Annotated in this window: 16 protein-coding genes; 15 read left to right on the top strand and 1 reads right to left on the bottom strand. The window is 43.5% G+C overall.

The genetic code is table 11. The annotated features are described in order from the left end of the window. The first annotated feature begins 195 nt into the window (after window positions 1-195). The 5 genes from rnc (at window position 196) to AB1401_02195 (ending at window position 5,008) form a co-directional block, all read left to right on the top strand. Complete coding sequence (rnc, locus tag AB1401_02215; protein MEW6614272.1) at window positions 196-909, top strand: ribonuclease III; 714 nt, start codon at window positions 196-198, stop codon at window positions 907-909. A gap of 202 nt (window positions 910-1,111) precedes the next feature. Further along, a complete protein-coding gene (locus tag AB1401_02210) occupies window positions 1,112-2,173 on the top strand; it encodes a radical SAM protein (protein ID MEW6614271.1) in 1,062 nt (353 codons plus the stop codon). Between the two features lie 16 nt (window positions 2,174-2,189). Then, window positions 2,190-3,077, top strand: coding sequence for a GTPase Era (gene era, locus AB1401_02205; GenBank protein ID MEW6614270.1), 888 nt, complete (start codon window positions 2,190-2,192; stop codon window positions 3,075-3,077). 3 nt (window positions 3,078-3,080) lie between these two features. After that, on the top strand, window positions 3,081-4,391 hold the full coding sequence (gene der, locus AB1401_02200) for a ribosome biogenesis GTPase Der (protein ID MEW6614269.1): 1,311 nt from the start codon (window positions 3,081-3,083) through the stop codon (window positions 4,389-4,391). A gap of 185 nt (window positions 4,392-4,576) precedes the next feature. After that, on the top strand, window positions 4,577-5,008 hold the full coding sequence (locus AB1401_02195; protein ID MEW6614268.1) for an NUDIX domain-containing protein: 432 nt from the start codon (window positions 4,577-4,579) through the stop codon (window positions 5,006-5,008). On the opposite strand, the gene AB1401_02190 is transcribed toward AB1401_02195, so the two are convergent. Then, window positions 5,005-5,910: a radical SAM protein gene (locus tag AB1401_02190; protein MEW6614267.1), complete on the bottom strand. Its 906-nt coding sequence runs from the start codon at window positions 5,908-5,910 to the stop codon at window positions 5,005-5,007. The genes AB1401_02195 and AB1401_02190 overlap by 4 nt on opposite strands. A 255-nt stretch (window positions 5,911-6,165) precedes the next feature. On the opposite strand from AB1401_02190, the gene AB1401_02185 reads away from it, so the two are divergent. The 10 genes from AB1401_02185 to AB1401_02140 all read left to right on the top strand — a co-directional run bounded on the left by AB1401_02185 (window position 6,166) and on the right by AB1401_02140 (window position 16,699). Beyond that, window positions 6,166-7,311: an aminotransferase class V-fold PLP-dependent enzyme gene (locus tag AB1401_02185; protein MEW6614266.1), complete on the top strand. Its 1,146-nt coding sequence runs from the start codon at window positions 6,166-6,168 to the stop codon at window positions 7,309-7,311. Window positions 7,312-7,332: 21 nt separating this feature from the next. Further along, the gene (gene tsaD, locus AB1401_02180) at window positions 7,333-8,334 is read left to right on the top strand and encodes a tRNA (adenosine(37)-N6)-threonylcarbamoyltransferase complex transferase subunit TsaD (GenBank protein ID MEW6614265.1); all 1,002 of its coding nucleotides are present in this window, start codon (window positions 7,333-7,335) and stop codon (window positions 8,332-8,334) included. 1 nt (window position 8,335) lies between these two features. After that, window positions 8,336-9,217, top strand: a complete 882-nt coding sequence (gene rsmA / locus AB1401_02175) for a 16S rRNA (adenine(1518)-N(6)/adenine(1519)-N(6))-dimethyltransferase RsmA (GenBank protein ID MEW6614264.1) — start codon at window positions 8,336-8,338, stop codon at window positions 9,215-9,217. A 172-nt stretch (window positions 9,218-9,389) separates the two neighbouring features. After that, the gene (locus AB1401_02170; protein ID MEW6614263.1) at window positions 9,390-9,833 is read left to right on the top strand and encodes a MerR family transcriptional regulator; all 444 of its coding nucleotides are present in this window, start codon (window positions 9,390-9,392) and stop codon (window positions 9,831-9,833) included. 40 nt (window positions 9,834-9,873) lie between these two features. Continuing rightward, complete coding sequence (locus tag AB1401_02165; GenBank protein MEW6614262.1) at window positions 9,874-11,655, top strand: methylmalonyl-CoA mutase family protein; 1,782 nt, start codon at window positions 9,874-9,876, stop codon at window positions 11,653-11,655. A gap of 15 nt (window positions 11,656-11,670) precedes the next feature. After that, a complete protein-coding gene (locus AB1401_02160; GenBank protein ID MEW6614261.1) occupies window positions 11,671-12,099 on the top strand; it encodes a cobalamin-dependent protein in 429 nt (142 codons plus the stop codon). After that, on the top strand, window positions 12,096-13,073 hold the full coding sequence (gene meaB / locus AB1401_02155; protein MEW6614260.1) for a methylmalonyl Co-A mutase-associated GTPase MeaB: 978 nt from the start codon (window positions 12,096-12,098) through the stop codon (window positions 13,071-13,073). Before AB1401_02160 ends, meaB begins: the two co-directional genes overlap by 4 nt. Before the next feature lie 30 nt (window positions 13,074-13,103). Next, complete coding sequence (locus AB1401_02150) at window positions 13,104-13,880, top strand: ABC transporter ATP-binding protein (protein MEW6614259.1); 777 nt, start codon at window positions 13,104-13,106, stop codon at window positions 13,878-13,880. A 24-nt stretch (window positions 13,881-13,904) separates the two neighbouring features. Beyond that, entirely contained in the window at window positions 13,905-15,818 is a 1,914-nt protein-coding gene (locus tag AB1401_02145) for an AMP-binding protein (protein ID MEW6614258.1), read from the top strand. Next, on the top strand, window positions 15,815-16,699 hold the full coding sequence (locus tag AB1401_02140; protein MEW6614257.1) for a branched-chain amino acid ABC transporter permease: 885 nt from the start codon (window positions 15,815-15,817) through the stop codon (window positions 16,697-16,699). The genes AB1401_02145 and AB1401_02140 overlap by 4 nt, the downstream gene beginning before the upstream one ends. Window position 16,700: the final 1 nt, after the last annotated feature.

Genomic DNA, 16,700 nt, shown 5'->3' with positions numbered 1-16,700 from the left:
GATCCCCTTGCAAACAGGACATTTATAAATAAAAAATACCTTAAAAGAGGGGGGAAGTCAAGGAATAACATTTCTGTTCGTGACTGTTATATCGTGTCTGGTAGATATCAAATGGCATGGTAGATAGTAAAATCGAATTGACACCATCAGACTGTTAATATAAGATGCATGTTGTCAGTTAAAGAGTAGGTGATAATGGAAAAGGCCAGAGTCAAGAAGCTTAAGGAATTACAAAACATAATTTACTATAAGTTTAAAAAAATAAATCTGCTGGATCAGGCACTTACCCATAGGTCTTTCGCCAATGAGAATCAATCTCAATCACTTAAAGACAATGAACGACTTGAGCTTTTAGGCGATTCCGTCCTGGATGTGATAATTACCCGCCTGTTAATGGATAGATTTCCCGAATACACAGAAGGAGACCTCTCTAAGGCTAGAGCTGCCATAGTTAATGAAAGACGGCTCTCTTCAATCGCCAGGAGTTTAAAACTTGGTGATTATCTTCTATTGAGCAAGGGGGAGGACCTCACCAACGGAAGAGGCAAGGACTCTATACTGGCGGCATCATTTGAGGCACTTGTGGCATCAATTTATCTTGATAGGGGTTTTAACAGGGTATTCAAGGTAATAGCCAGGCATTTTTCTTCGATATTGGCTTCAGAAAAAGAAGAGGGTTTTTATAAAGACTTCAAAACTCAATTACAGGAGTATTCCCAGAGTTTTTTTAAAACTACCCCTAGATATGTACTTACTGGAGAATCTGGTCCTGATCACAGCAAGACCTTTCAGATAAATATATTAATAAACGGTAAGGTCTTTGGAAAAGGTTTGGGTAAGAGTAAAAAGGAGGCGGAACAGAAGGCTGCAAAGGGAGCCTTGGATGTACTTCTAAAAACCAGACAATAATTAACCGAAGTCAACTACTGTTGCCTAAAGCCGAGAGCTTGAGGAACAAAGACACAGAGTGCCAAAGGCACAAAGTCATGCTATTCTCTGCATGGTTCTCTGTTTTGTGCCTATGCGCCTCTGCTACTTTATGTCTGCATCATGTGCACTAAGAAAAGCACTTACTTCAATTTGAACTGACGGATAACGGTGAACGTTTAATATGAGATACTTCATCATCCCCATCTTTGTACCCCATCTGGGATGTCCGCATCAGTGCATCTTTTGTAATCAAAGGAGCATTACCGGGGTTTCTACTCCTGCAACAACTCCGAACCTTTTGGAGGAGACTGTAAGACTCTATCTTGAGACATGGGGGAAGAAGGATGGTTTTAAGACCCAGATCGCTTTCTATGGGGGAAGTTTTACAGGACTGGATTTAGAGGTTCAGGAATCTTTACTCTCCAGAGCCCATAACTTCATCAACAGGGGAGAAGTCAGCTCCATCAGGATTTCAACCCGCCCGGACTATATTGATTCAGAGATTGTATATTTGCTTAAAGATTATGGAGTTGATACGATTGAGTTGGGAGTTCAATCTATGGCGGATAGGGTATTGACGCTTTCCAGGAGAGGGCATACCTCAGCCGATGTGGAGAGGGCTGTAGAGACCATTAAAAGATATGATTTAAAGCTGGGGCTTCAGATTATGCCGGGTTTGCCGGAAGATACCCCGGATCTAATTATAAATACGGTGGATAAGATTATAAAAATGGGACCGGATTTTGTGCGCATCTATCCTACCCTGGTTATCAAAGATACTCCATTAGAAGGGCTTTATTTAAGAGGTGGCTTTTTGCCAATGACGTTGGATGAAGCTGTAAGTATCTGCAAAAATGCCCTTTTGAGATTTAAAATTGCTGATATTCCGGTGGTAAGACTCGGGTTGCAGTCAACCCCTGAGTTAGAAAGACAGGGAACTATCATTGCAGGTCCCTATCACCCCTCCTTTCGTCATCTGGTAGAGTCTGCTATTTTTTTTGAGATGGCGAAGAGATTGATTGAAAAAAACTCTTTTTATGATGAAAGGCTGACTTTTAGGGTAATGCCAGAGGAGTGTTCCTACTTCTGTGGCCAGAAGAATAGTAATATTGCTAAACTGAAGGAAAGATATAAAGGGAAAGATATAAGGGTCATCCAGGAGATAGGTGTAAAAAAGGGTACCGTTGAATTAATAACCGATTCTTCCATCTCTTCTATTGAAAGCAGTGAACTTGTCAGTTAACTATGAGCTTTGAACTATGAAGTTTAAATCAGGTTTTATCTCCATAATAGGGAAGACGAATGTAGGGAAGTCCACTCTGCTTAACTATGTTCTTGGAGAGAAGATTGCGATTGTTTCTGATAAACCCCAGACTACAAGAAACAGGATATTGGGGATTAAAAACACCCCCGGTGCCCAGATGGTCTTCCTCGACACCCCGGGAATCCACAAGGCAAAACCTCAACTAAACAGATACATGGTGAAAGAGGCGATCAAGACTTGCATTGATATGGATATAATCCTCCTTTTGGTCGAAGCCAACACAAGGATGGGAGATAGTGACCGTTTTGTTATTGAGACCCTTAAAAAGGTTAAAGCACCGGTTATCCTGGTTTTAAATAAGATCGATTTAATAAGAAAAGAATTCCTTTTGCCTCTAATAGATCAATTCAGCAAACTATACGATTTTAAAAGTATTATACCTATATCAGCTTTATCAGGGGAGGGGGTTTGTCAGTTGATAGAAGATATAGAGGGCTTACTCCCCTTCGGACCGAAGTATTTTCCTGAAGAAATGATTACGGATCTGCCGGAGCGTTTTATAGTGGCAGAGATAATAAGGGAAAAAATCTTCCGTCTTACCTCTCAGGAGATACCGTATTCCGTGGCTGTTGTAATAGATGATTTTAAAGAGAGGGAGAATGAAAACACCATTTTTATAAGGGCAACAATCCATGTGGAGAAGCCTTCTCAAAAGGGTATTCTGATAGGCAGAAAAGGAAACATGTTAAAGGAAGTTGGTAAACTGGCAAGAATTGATATTGAAAATCTTCTGGATGCCAAGGTTTATCTGGAATTGTGGGTGAGGGTGGAGAAAGACTGGAGCAAGGATGTAAGGGCTTTGAGAAAGCTAGGTTATAGATAAAAGATGAAACCAGTAATCGCAATCGTTGGTAGACCCAATGTAGGGAAGTCGACCCTTTTCAACAGGATTGTGAGGGGAAAAAAGGCTATTGTAGGGGATGAACCAGGTATAACTAGAGATAGAAACTATGCTGAAGCGGAGTGGGATGGGTGGGAGTTTTTATTAATTGATACCGGCGGTTTTGAACCGGGAATTGACGACGAAGTAGCTTTACATGTGCATCAGCAAGTTCGATTAGCAATAGAAGAGGCGGATTTGATTATTTTCTTAGTTGACGGTAAAGAGGGGCTTACGGCTACAGATATAGAGATAGCCAACAGGTTGAGAGAAGTAAATAAACCTGTGTTCCATGTTATAAATAAGATTGATGGTGAAAGACAAGAAGAGAAGATATATGACTTTTATCAGCTTGGTGTAGGAACCCTGTATCCAATATCAGCACAACATGGAAGAGGAGTCGGTGATCTGTTGGATAAGGCACTCAGTCTTCTTCCTCCATCCTCTGAAATAAAATGCAATGAGAATTTGGTAAAGATAGCCGTGCTGGGAAGACCAAACGTAGGAAAATCATCCCTGGTTAACAGGATTCTTGGGAATGAAAGGGTGATTGTCAGCGAAAAACCAGGTACCACCAGAGATGCCATAGATACACCTCTTAAAATAGGAGAAAAAGAGTACCTTCTGATTGACACAGCGGGGATTAGAAGAAAGGGGAGGATCAGTCGCCAACTGGAAAAATACAGCGTAGTTGAGGCATTGAAAAGTATAGACAGATGCGACATAGCCCTTATCCTGATAGATGCAAGAGAAGGGGTTACCGAACAGGATGCCAAGATAGCCGGGCTGGCACATGATAAAGGAAGGGCATCTGTCCTGGTGGTGAACAAATGGGATTTGATTGAAAAGGACTCTTATACAATCTATAAGTATACGGAAGATATAAGGTATAATATGAAATTTATTAGATATGCCCCTATTATTTTTGTTTCAGCTCTAACCGGGCAGAGGGCACTGAAGATTATAGACATGGTTGACAGAGTAGCGGAACAGTATCAGAGGAGAGTGCCCACTTCTGAATTAAACAGGGTTTTTGAAGAGGTTATACGCTATAATCCGCCACCGATGTACCGAAACAAAGAAATGAAACTCTATTATATAACTCAAGTTTCAATAAAGCCTCCTGCATTTGTTATATTTGTCAACTATCCTGAAGGGGTTCATTTTTCCTATGAGAGATATATAATGAATAAGATACGTGAAAATTTTGAGTTCGATGGAACACCTTTAAGGGTTTTCTTCAGGAAAAGGGGCTAAATCAACCACCATCGGCTGAAGCCGATGGCTTGAGGGTTAAAGGATTCGAGGGGTCAAGAGGTCAAGTGAAAACAGATGTCCATTCTTGTCCTTGAACCCTTGAATCCTGGACCCTTTGAATCCTTGCTGCCAGTATGTCAGGGAGGGAAAAACGGTGAACTTTTGTGAGAGGGGTAAGAAGCTTCATGGAATCAGGTAGGATTATCATTGCCGTAGGGGCGGTTATTGAGGATGGAAAAGGGAATATTCTCCTTGTAAAGCATATTCCAGAAAGAGGTGGGTTCTGGCAAGGGAAATGGATCTGTCCTGGCGGGAAACTCAATCTTGGTGAAAACGTAGAAGATGGGATTAAGAGAGAGGTGAGAGAGGAGACCCATCTGGATATTGATTTAAAAGCCCCTATAGAACCATTTGAAAGGATAGTACGCTCAGGAAATCAGGTAGAACTCCATGTAGTCTATATTGATTATCTGGCAGAAGTAAGAGGAGGAGAGCTGGAACCGGATGACGATGTGGGAGAGGCTGTATGGGTAAGTAAGAATGCTATTTCAACAGTCTGGGATGAATTGCATGAAGATACAAGAAAGCTTTTAACTCTGGCTGGGATAAAGGTTTAAAACCCCCTATGAAGCCCGGTACTTCTGGCAATTCTTATTGCCTCCTGATATTCCTGTGAGGTAACCCGCCTGTTTAACTCTGGAAACTCATATGCTCTGTATACAGGACGATATTGGGCCATGATATTAACATAAGAGTTCTTTGATATATATGTGGCAATAAAATCCATTATATCCCGAGTGACTGCCAGGCATTCAGGCATAACCAGATGCCTGATCAGCAATCCTCTCTCAGCAATTCCCGCCTTGTTTGTATTTAGATCACCTACCTGACGATACATCTCTAAAAGTACCTTTTTTATTACCTCAGGATAATCCGGGGACATGGAGTATTTCTTTGCGACCCTTCCATCAGCATATTTAACGTCAGGCATGTAGATATCTATAATACCCTGAAGAAGCCTGATTACCTCTAAGGATTCGTATCCTCCACAGTTGAATACTAACGGGACCCTCAACCCCATATCTATTGCCTCTGGTAAGGAAGCTGTAATTTGAGGGACATAATGGGTTGGGGTAACAAAATTGATATTGTGGCACCCCATTTTTTGCAGCCTCAACATATGATTTGCCATCTCTGATGAGGTGGTTATATGACCTCTTCCAAGATGACTTATATCGTAATTCTGGCAGAATACACACCTTAAATTGCAGTGAGTCAAAAAGATAGTTCCTGACCCATGAAAGCCAACCAGAGGCGGCTCTTCGCCAAAATGGGGAGAAACGCTGGAAACCATCAACTCAGCTACACCTTTGCAAACCCCTGCCTCACCCTCCAGGCGATTTACACCGCATTCGCGAGGGCACAGTTTACACTCTTTCAGTATATCATTGAGAACCTTAATCCTTCTTTTCAACTCACCCGATTTATATAACTCAATATATCCAGGTATGTATGACATTAAAAGTTTTTCCTTTTCGAAATTGAATTGATATTTTATAAACCAATTTATAATCAATTGTTTTTTCAGTCAAGTCCAATCCCGCATATCTTTACAAATACCTTGAAATTATACGGATGTTAGGCTAGTATTAAAATTCATCTCCCAAAGAGTTGGTCGATGAGAAGGGTTTAAGGTGTCAAGGATTCGAGGATTCGAGCGAAATGTATAAGAAACAGTTTGATTATATCTGCTTAGTCTCAAAGGGGTTTAAATATGCCAGTCTATCTGGATAATGCTGCTACCTCCTTTCCTAAACCAGAGGCTGTCTACCAAACAGTTAATGGTGTTTTTCGAAACATAGGTGCCAATCCGGGCAGGGCAGGGCATAAATGGGGGATAGAAGCAAACCGCCTGATAACCGATGTCAGAGAAACCATAGCCAGGTTTTTCAATATATTAAGCCCTTCCAATATTGTCTTTACGCATAACGGAACTGAGGCAATTAACTTAGGGATTAAAGGATTACTTAATCCAGGTGACCATGTAATTACGACCTCAATGGAACACAATTCTGTGCTCCGACCATTAAAGGCATTGGCAAAGAAGGGGGTAGAGACAACAGTAGTCAGGTGTTCGAGAGAAGGGTATTTAGACCCATATGAAGTTCAGAAAGCAATTAAGGTCAATACCAGATTGATAGTTACGACCCATGCTTCCAATGTGACAGGGACCATCCTGCCAATAGAGGATATAAGCAGTATTGCTAAAGATAACGGTATCTTCTTCATGGTGGATGCTTCTCAAACGGCTGGAACGATTATTATAGATGTCCAAAAACTGGGGATAGATATGCTGGCATGTCCAGGGCATAAGGCATTACTTGGTCCCCAGGGGACCGGGTTCCTCTATATAAGGGATGGCATTGAATTAACACCTCTATTGGAAGGAGGAACAGGGTGGAGTTCTGAGCTTGAAGCTCAACCAGAGAATCTGCCTGAAAAGTTTGAGAGTGGTACTTTAAATACCCCTGGCATAATTGGTCTGGGGGCTGGAATTAGTTTCATCCAAACAGAGAGAATTGAAAAGATAAGGAAGCACGAAATATATTTGTCCACTGAACTGACCAACAGATTTAATAAGTTTGAAGAAATTGAATTGTACGGGACTGAAAGCCAGGAAAAGAAGATAGGGATAGTATCTTTTAATATCAAAGGGTTGAACCCTTTGGACGTGGGTTTTATCCTGGATAATGTCTATGATATGTTAGTGAGGGCAGGGCTGCACTGTGCCCCTGAGGCACACAAGACTATAGGGACATTTCCAGAGGGCTGTGTCAGGGTAAGTGTAGGTTACTTTAATACCACAGAAGAAATTGGCATTCTCTGTGAAGCGGTTAAGGAGATAATTGGACAGGTGTAGTTTTAAGATAAGGAATTTATTATGTTAATTTTGGGTATAGAGTCTTCCTGCGATGAGACTGCTGCAGCCGTCGTGGCGGACGGTAGAGAGATTCTATCGAATGTTATCTATTCTCAAATCGATGTACACAGCAGATTCGGAGGGGTTGTCCCTGAACTTGCTTCAAGGAGACACGTTGAATCGATTATCCCGGTAATAGAGGAAGCGCTGGCTATAGCCAACCTATCCCTAGATGAGATTCAGGGAATTGCTGTAACCCAGGGACCTGGGTTAGTTGGTTCTCTTCTTGTGGGGTTATCAGTGGCGAAATCAATAGCCTATGTAAAAAATGTACCTATGATAGGGGTACATCACATTAAAGGTCATATCTCTGCTATCTTTCTGGAAGAGGACAATATGGATTTCCCCTTTATATCATTGGTAGTTTCTGGTGGGCACACGAGTCTATACCTGGTTCATGATTTGGATAACTGCCAGTTGCTGGGTCAGACCAGAGATGATGCTGCCGGAGAAGCCTTCGATAAGGTTGCCAAGCTTTTAAAGCTGGGATACCCGGGAGGGATTGTAATTGATCAACTGGCTAAAGAGGGGAATCCTAGGGCAGTTGACTTCCCTAGGGCTTTCATGTCCCATAACTCTCTCGACTTCAGTTTTAGCGGGATAAAAACAGCAGTTTTAAATTACGTAAGAACCCGTTCCAAGGAAGTAATATCCGGTCAGATCCATGATATTGCTGCGAGTTTTCAAGAAGCAATAGTTGATGTCCTGGTTATTAAGACTCTTACAGCGGCATTAAGTAGTAGTGTCGATACAATTGTTCTTGCTGGCGGAGTGGCATCCAATACCAGCCTTCGTAGCAGATTGAAGGAAATGGCTGAAGAAAAAGGCATAAAAGTATTTATACCTTCCCCTATTCTTTGTACCGACAATGCGGCAATGATTGCAGGGATTGGTGATCACTATTTAAGGAAAGGGATTACGTCATCCATGGACATAAACGCTGTTTCCAGGTGGCCAAGATAGTATGGTTTCTTTATTAAACCAATTTAAAAATTATAAAGTCCGCCCAAACAAAAGATTGGGGCAGAATTTTCTTGTAGATGAGGGAATACTGGACGAGATTATAGACCTTTATGATTTAAAAAAGGATGAAGTGATTGTTGAGATAGGGGCAGGTTTAGGGGCTTTAACCACACGGTTGGCTTCAAGAGTTCGAAAGGTGCTTGCCATTGAGATTGATAACGCCCTGGTAGACTTATTAAAGAATAAGATTATCAAGGATAAGAGTATCGAAGTCATCAATGAAGACATTTTAAGCTTCGACTTTTCTAAAGTTGCAGAACTATATGGATGTAAAATAAAGGTGTTAGGTAATATACCCTATAGTATCTCTGCACCTTTGCTTTTTAAGTTGCTAGAATACAAGAACTATTTGTCTATGGCAATCTTAATGTTTCAAAAGGAAGTGGCTAACAGATTAGTTGCCAATCCTGGGACAAAGGATTATGGGGTACTGTCGGTCTTCTCTCAAATAAGCGCTGCAGTTTCAAAAGAGCTATTAATTCCCAGATACTCTTTTTACCCTCAGCCTAAAGTGGATTCTGCTGTGGTAAGGTTTGTTTTTTCTGATTCTTTCATTAAAGGAATTAAGGATGAACGGATTTTTAAAAGAGTGGTAAGGGCGTCTTTTGCACAGAGAAGGAAAACACTAAAAAACACCCTGAAGAATACTCTAAATCTCGATATAATTTTTAGCGACGTGCTAAATGCAGTAAAGGCATGCGGGATTGACCCGGAGCGGAGAGGGGAGACCCTTAATTTGGAGGAGTTTAAGGATCTGGCTAACTGCCTGGCTGATAATAAAAAGGGCTTTAAAATGAAAAAAATTTCTGAAAAAAATTCTTGACATCCCGCAATTATTAGGATAATCTGCCAGTTAACGTTAACTGTTAACTCACGCCTCTTAAATCTTAAAAAATGGTCAATGTTATTAATAAGAAGTATGTACTTGACTCTCTCTTATTTATCTATAACATATCGAATTTGTAATATTTTTCAGTAATTTTTAGGAGTGATTTTTGTTGAAAAAAGCAGAGGAAAGTACATCTGAAGGGCGCGAGTTTAAGAAAACAATGACAATCAAAGAACTTGCCGAGAAAGTTAAACTCACGCCTCGATCTATTCGCTATTATGAAGAAATAGGCATATTGGGGGGGATTTCAAGGGATCCTTACAATCGAAGGAGATATACCGAAAGAGACGTCTATTTTTTAAAATTGCTCAAGAGGGCAAAAAGTCTGCTTGGCCTTAGCCTGAATGAGATCAGTGAATTATCGTCACTCTTTCAATCTCCGGATCCGACGGAGAAGGAAGTGATTGAACGCTCCATCGAGATGTTGAAGGAACATATCAAGAGAGTTTCTGCTCAAGAAGAACAGCTTAAAGTTAGTAAAAGCATCCTGGTTAACGAGTCTGAAAGGCTGCAATCACTCCTGAAGCAAAGAGACAAAAGAAAACGGTAGTTTAGTAAACCTTGCATCAACAATCGTGGGAGGTTGGATTATGAGTATTCAAGAGATATCAGGAACACAGGAGAAACTGGAGAGAAAAGTTGGTGGTGATTCTGACCGGACTATCAAAGGTGATGGGAAGACCCAGTCGGGTATTGAGGTAAAAGAAGTCTACTGCCCAGAAGACATCGCCCACCTGAACTATGAAAAAGATATAGGTCGGCCTGGGGAGTTTCCCTATGTGAGAGGATCGTATCGGAGGATGTATCGGGAAAGGCTGTGGACCTCTGGAAATCCCCTGATTGGAGGTAGTACGCCTTATATGGAGGAAAAGGGAATTTCGAGCGAGGACTACATGCGGGAGATGATTCGCCTGGGCATATTGTGCTCTGCCATCAGGACCGGGGGAGATTACCATAACCTTGCAACTGTTGATCCGGATCATCCTCTTGTCAAATATGACATCGGCAATTGTGCGGGGACTTTTTTTTCTGTGTGGCAGATATTCCATGGCAGGAAGAAGCACTATCAGCTCATCCTGGAGAGGAGCGTAAAGGATGGGCTTGTCTTCGAGTTCGGACACCAGGTCGGCCCTGCTGATGTGTGCGAGTTTTCTATGTGCCTCGCCGGAATCGAGATTATGGGGCTTAACCCCAAAGAATTCCATGGCAATATGGTAAATGACCCCCTTACATCCCATATCAATCAGTGTATGCTTTATAAACAGCCCCTGGAGGTAGGATTCCGGGTGTCGGTAGACGCCCAGGAATATGCCTATAGAAACATACATAAGTATAGGCCAACCAATGGTGGTTGTGCCTATGACCTCAGAGAGGCTGGGATTAATACGTTCCAGGAGTTGGGCTTCCGTTTTGGCAATTTTATTGAATATTCGGATGAACTTGTACGTCGTGGGTTGAGTTTTGAAGAATTTGGAAATCGTCCTGCCATGGCATTCAGCGGCGAGATCGACTTCTTTGAGACTATATGTAAATTGAGGGCAGCCCGACGTATGTGGGCCAGGATAGGTCGGGATCGTTATGGTGCTGATACATCAAAGATGAAGTGTCCCCCTGTTGGTACAAACTGTGCCGGGGATTCAATGACCCAACGACAGCCAATCTTAAACGTGGTTCGTCAGACCATTGAGGCAATGGCCAGCGTCTTGGGCGGGGTTAATGGAATGGAGATGAAGGCATATACGGAGGCAGTAAGTCCCCCTACTACAGAGGGGTGGATCGTAAACAGGGGAATTGAAAAGATTCTGGCAGAAGAGGCGAACATTCCGTTGGTATCAGATCCACTTGGAGGGTCATACTATGTTGAATGGCTGACCAATCATATAGAGGAAAAATCAATGGAACTTCTCCAGAAGATTCTGGACATGGGGGGTATGAGAGCCTGTATCAAGAATGGGTGGATACAGAAAGAGGTGGAAAGAGCAGCACAGGAGAGAGCCAGGGAACTGGAAGAAGGTCGAAAAATCCGTGTGGCAGAAAACGCTTATGAGGATCTAAATGATTACCCCATCCCACTACCCGGGTTTGATTTTGAACGGGGCAAGCAGGGTAAAGGCTACACGACAAAACAGGAAAAAGACTGGAGTGAGTGGTATGATTTCATGAAGAGCCGGGATGTTAAGGAAACCGCACCATCCTTGAGAGAACTCTATCAGGTGACCAAATCGGGGAAAAACGTTCTGCCGGCTATGATAAAGGCTTTTAAGTGCAATGCTACTATTGGAGAAGTCATGGGTGTGGTTCGGGAAGGCATGGGCTTCCCATATGATCAGTTCGAAATGGTATCACGCCCTGATTGGCTATACTACGATTAAAGGGAGGAGAATATTATGGCGGAGAAACCTGTTCGACTTGTACTTGCCAAATTGGGACTTGACGACCATATCAGGCCCTTACAGGTGCTATCGTATGCCTTTCGCGATGCGGGGATGGAAGTTGTATACCTTGGGTGTTTTCAGACACCACAGACGGTTGTTGAAACAGCGGCTATTGAGGATGTAGACGCAATCGGGCTGAGTTTCCATACGTTAAGCTACTTTGGCTGGATCGATGAAACTATGAATGTCCTTAAAGAAAAAGGGATGGACTCCCGGGTTAGCGTATTTGTTGGGGGAACTATTCCTCCTGAAGACACATCCGCATTGGAAGCTATTGGAGTTCGCGGGGTCTTTCTACCTGGCGTTAGCCTGGGCAGCATCGTGGACCAGATCAAGCAAACGGTCTCCCAGGTGAGAGACAGTGGAGGCAAAACGGTATGAAAGAGGTTGAAAATGAAGACAATCTGAAACTGTTTGACAAAGCCAGATCAGGAGATAGGATCGCTATGGGGAGACTTCTTTCCGTGGTTGAAAATCAGGCAATAGAAACCCTGGATCTTATTCAGAAAAAAGGGGTTCTCTCCCATGATTGCTGTATAATAGGGTTGACAGGTCCCCCAGGAGCTGGGAAAAGCTCCTTGATTGACTGCCTCCTAGATATTTGGAAAAAGGAACAAAAGAAGGTTGCTGTACTGGCGGTTGATCCGAGCAGCCCGTTTTCGGGTGGGGCAGTGCTGGGGGATAGAGTTCGGATGCTAAGCCATTGTCATGATAAGAACATCCTGATCAGGAGTCTTGGAACGCGTGGTCATCTTGGGGGGCTGTCTGCGTGTATCGGAGAGGCAATAGAAGTTTTGATTGCCCTTGGTATGGAGATTGTCCTGATTGAGACTGCCGGAGCAGGCCAGATCGATGTGGAGATAGCAGAGGTTACAGATACAACGATCGTGGTCCTTGTTCCCGGCTGGGGTGACACTATGCAGGTTGCGAAGGCTGGTCTGCTTGAGATAGCAGACATATATGTAATCAACAAAATGGACCAGCCTGGAGCAGAAACGGCGGCCCGGGACATTGAACTGATGCTGGATTATCGTCAGACCTCCGGCTGGATTCCTAAGGTTACCCAGACAAGAGCGGACACTGGCGATGGGGTGGACAAACTGTGGCAGCATATCCAAGAACATCAGGATTATCTCACTACTTCGGGGGAAAGGATGACTCGTCGTCAGCGTCATATCGGTTATCTGATCCGGCGGATGGCATTTGCTCAGCTTTCTTCAACATGGAACAAGGCTACACTATGGGATCTGGCAGGTAGGGTTATGTCAAAGGAAATCGACTTCACACAGGCCACGAATATAGCACTGGAAATGCTGCGGAATGATGTAAAAGAGGTCTTGAACGAGATTTATTGAGCGAACAAATCTTCTTAAGGCACTTTTATAATGGATAAAAAGGTTAAGCTAACTATTGATAATATAGAATTGAAATTTGGTGGAGTTCAAGCCCTCTCATGCGTTAGTCTCGAGGTAAGAGAGGGAGAGATTCTTGGTATTATAGGTCCAAATGGGGCTGGGAAGACCTGTATCCTAAACTGCATCAATCGATTTTATCGGCCACAGAAAGGGGATATATATTTTGAAGGCGAGAGGATTACCCATTTGCCCCCATATAAGATTGCCAAGCTGGGAATTGCTAGGACCTTTCAAAACATAGAACTTTACACCGGACTCAGTGCCCTGGATAATCTTATGGCAGCAAGGCATATCCATATGAGGCGCGGGGCACTGGCTGCTGCCTTACACTTTGGACCAACCCGCAGGGAGGAGATAGAGAATCGGAAGGTGGTAGAGAAGATTATTGATCTTCTGGAGTTAGAAGGAATAAGGAAAAAAGTTGTGGGGTCTCTTCCTTATGGTCAGCGAAAGAGGGTTGACCTGGGCAGGGCTCTGGTTATGGAGCCAAAGCTCCTCCTGCTCGATGAACCTATGGCAGGGATGAATGTTGAGGAAAAAGAAGATATGGCTCGGTTTATCCTGGATATCTTTGAACTGAGAAAGATTCCCATCGTCTTAGTGGAACACGATATGGGGGTAGTAATGGATATTGTTAACAGGGTTGTTGCCCTTGATTTTGGAGAGAAGATCGCCGAAGGGACCCCTCTGGAGATAAAGAATAACCCCGCGGTGATTAAGGCATATTTGGGGAAAGATGAAGCGTAAGTATATCCCATGCAAGAGGGAAAAGTGACAGTAGAAGACACGTTACCAAAGATTTTAAGGAGAAATTACAGAAAATATAGAGACAAAAAGGTAGCCATGAGGGTAAAAGATGAGGGTATCTGGCGGAGCTACACATGGAAGGATTATTATGAAAAGGTGAAATACTTTTCCCTCGGCCTTATTAATCTGGGGCTTCAAAGGGGTGATAAGGTTTCTATATTGGGGGAGAACAAGCCTGAATGGTATTGGGCTGAACTCGCCGTTCAATCTGCCGGTGCCACCGTAGTGGGTATATTCACCGATTGTACACCTCAGGAGGTCAAATATTTCGTTGAACATTCCGATTCCAGATTCGTGGTTGTCCATGACCAGGAACAGGTGGACAAGCTTCTGGAGATCAGGAATGAGCTGCCCATGCTCATAAAGGTAATCTACTGGGACACTAAAGGTCTTTGGAGTTACCGCGACCCGATACTGATCAGCTTTGATGAAGTCGTGGAGATTGGTTGCGCGGAGGAAAGGTATCACCCTAATCTCTTCGATGAAAATATAGATAAGGGCAGTGCCGGTGATATCGGCGTGATATGTTATACCTCCGGCACAACAGGGCTTCCAAAAGGTGCCATGCTTAGTCAGAAATGGTTGGTAGGTGGGGTTATTGAATGGAGCAATATGGATGGATGGGCAAACAGGGGATATGAGTACCTCTCCTTTATCCCCCCAGCGTGGGTGACAGAGCAGGCTCTTGGAATATCCGGTTCTCTTCTGGCAGACGTAGTTGTTAATTTCCCGGAGAAACCAGAGACAGTCCAGGAAGACCTGAGGGAAATAGGCCCGGATATCCTCTTCTATGGCGCCAGGTTATGGGAGAACGTGAATAGGATGGTTCAGGCAAGGATGATCGATTCTACCTTCTTAAGGCGATTCATATACCGGTTATTCCTTCTTTTGGGGTACAGGGTAGTCGATCATCAATCTAATAAAGGGAAAGTCAGCCTTTTTGGGAAGATTCTTTATCTGGTTGCCTACCATGCCGTTTTCAGGCAACTGCGTGACAATCTGGGATTGTCAAATGTTAAAGTGGTTTATTCAGCAGGGGGAGCCATAAGCCCTGAGATTATCCGTTTTTTTCAAGCCCTGGGAATTGGCATAAAGCTCTTCTATGGTGGTACAGAATTAGGACTTATCTCTGCTCCTCGTCAAGGAGATATAAAGCCCGAGACATCGGGTACCCCTGTTCCATGGGCAGAAGTGATGCTGTCCGATGAGGGAGAGATCCTTGTGAAGAGCGAATATATGTATTCGGGCTATTACAAAGATCATAAGGCAACAGAGGCAAAGCTCAGGGATGGGTGGTATTGCACCGGTGATTTTGGTTATCTCAATGATGAAGGTCATCTGATAGTTATCGACCGCATGGATGATCTCAAGACCCTGTCCAGCGGAAAGAAATTCTCCCCGCAGTATACAGAGATAAGACTGAGATTCAGCCCGTATATCAAAGATGTCCTTGTTGTGGGCGGAAAGGACAATGCATATGTTGGTGCACTGATCGATATTGACATAGAAAATGTTGGCAGGTTTGCCGAAGCCAAACACATTCCCTATACTACCTTCACTGATCTTTCCCAGAAAGATCAGGTCATCGAACTTGTGAGGGGAGAAATCAAAAAGGTAAACAGGACACTACCGGAATGGACAAGGATAAAGAGATTTGTCAATCTGCATAAGGAATTCGATGCGGATGAGGCAGAGCTTACCCGGACGAGAAAGTTAAGGAGGACCTTTGTTGAAGATCGCTATGGAAACCTTATAGCTGCCCTCTATGGAGAGGATAAAGAGTACAATGTAGATGCACTTATTACTTACCGTGATGGCAGAAGGGGGGTCATAAAAACGGCCATCAAAGTAAATAGTGTTGACGAGGTGACTGGATGATGGAGTTTGTAAAGTTAGTTATTAGCGGCATGATGATTGGTGGTCTTTATGCCTTGGTTGGGGCAGCCGTTGTCCTGGTTTACAAGTCGACCGAAGTAGTGAGTTTGGCTCACGGCCAGCTCCTGGCATTCGGGGCACTTTTATTCTGGATATTTTTGGTACCGTTGGGATTTCCTCTATGGTTCAGTCTGCTTCTGACCTTTGCCTTTGCTGCCTCTATTGGGCTTCTGGTAGAGCGCTTTGCAATGCGTCCATTGATAGGACAACCCGCATTTACTGCTTTTCTTATGACCTTTGCCGTCTTTGTGGCAATGGACGGTGTCTTTCAACTCATCCTGGCAGGTGAATCAAGGGCGTATCCATCCTTTTTACATCTCAGGATGCTCAAGATAGGTGGTTTAGGTATACCCCTGGCGGGGCTCCTCAGCTTTGGGCTAGTTCTCTTGTTATTCCTCATCCTTGCGGGTTTCTTCAGGTATACGAAGACAGGGCTGGGCATGAGGGCAACGGCTGATGACCATCAGTTAGCCCAGGCCACAGGTATAAGGGTGAGAAATATCTTTTCCATAATATGGATTATTTCTGCTGTGGTGGCCGCGGTTGCAGGTATTGCCACAGCCAATGTAATGGATATTTATTATCCTCTGCCCTATATTGGTATAAAGGGATTGATAGTAGCTCTGTGTGGTGGGTTGAACTCTCTGGCTGGCGCCCTTCTTGGTGGACTGATGCTGGGGGTGTTGGAAGAGATGGGGGCAGGCTATCTGGACCCCATTGTTGGTGGTGGGGTTAAAGAAGTGGCTGCCTACGTTATGCTGCTCCTGGTTTTGCTGATCAAACCCTATGGTTTTTTTGGACTAATCAGGATAGAGAGGATATAAT

It is taken from the genome of Thermodesulfobacteriota bacterium (assembly GCA_040757775.1).
Lineage (GTDB): Bacteria > Desulfobacterota > UBA8473 > UBA8473 > UBA8473 > UBA8473.
This window is presented reverse-complemented; position numbering and strand designations above follow the sequence as displayed.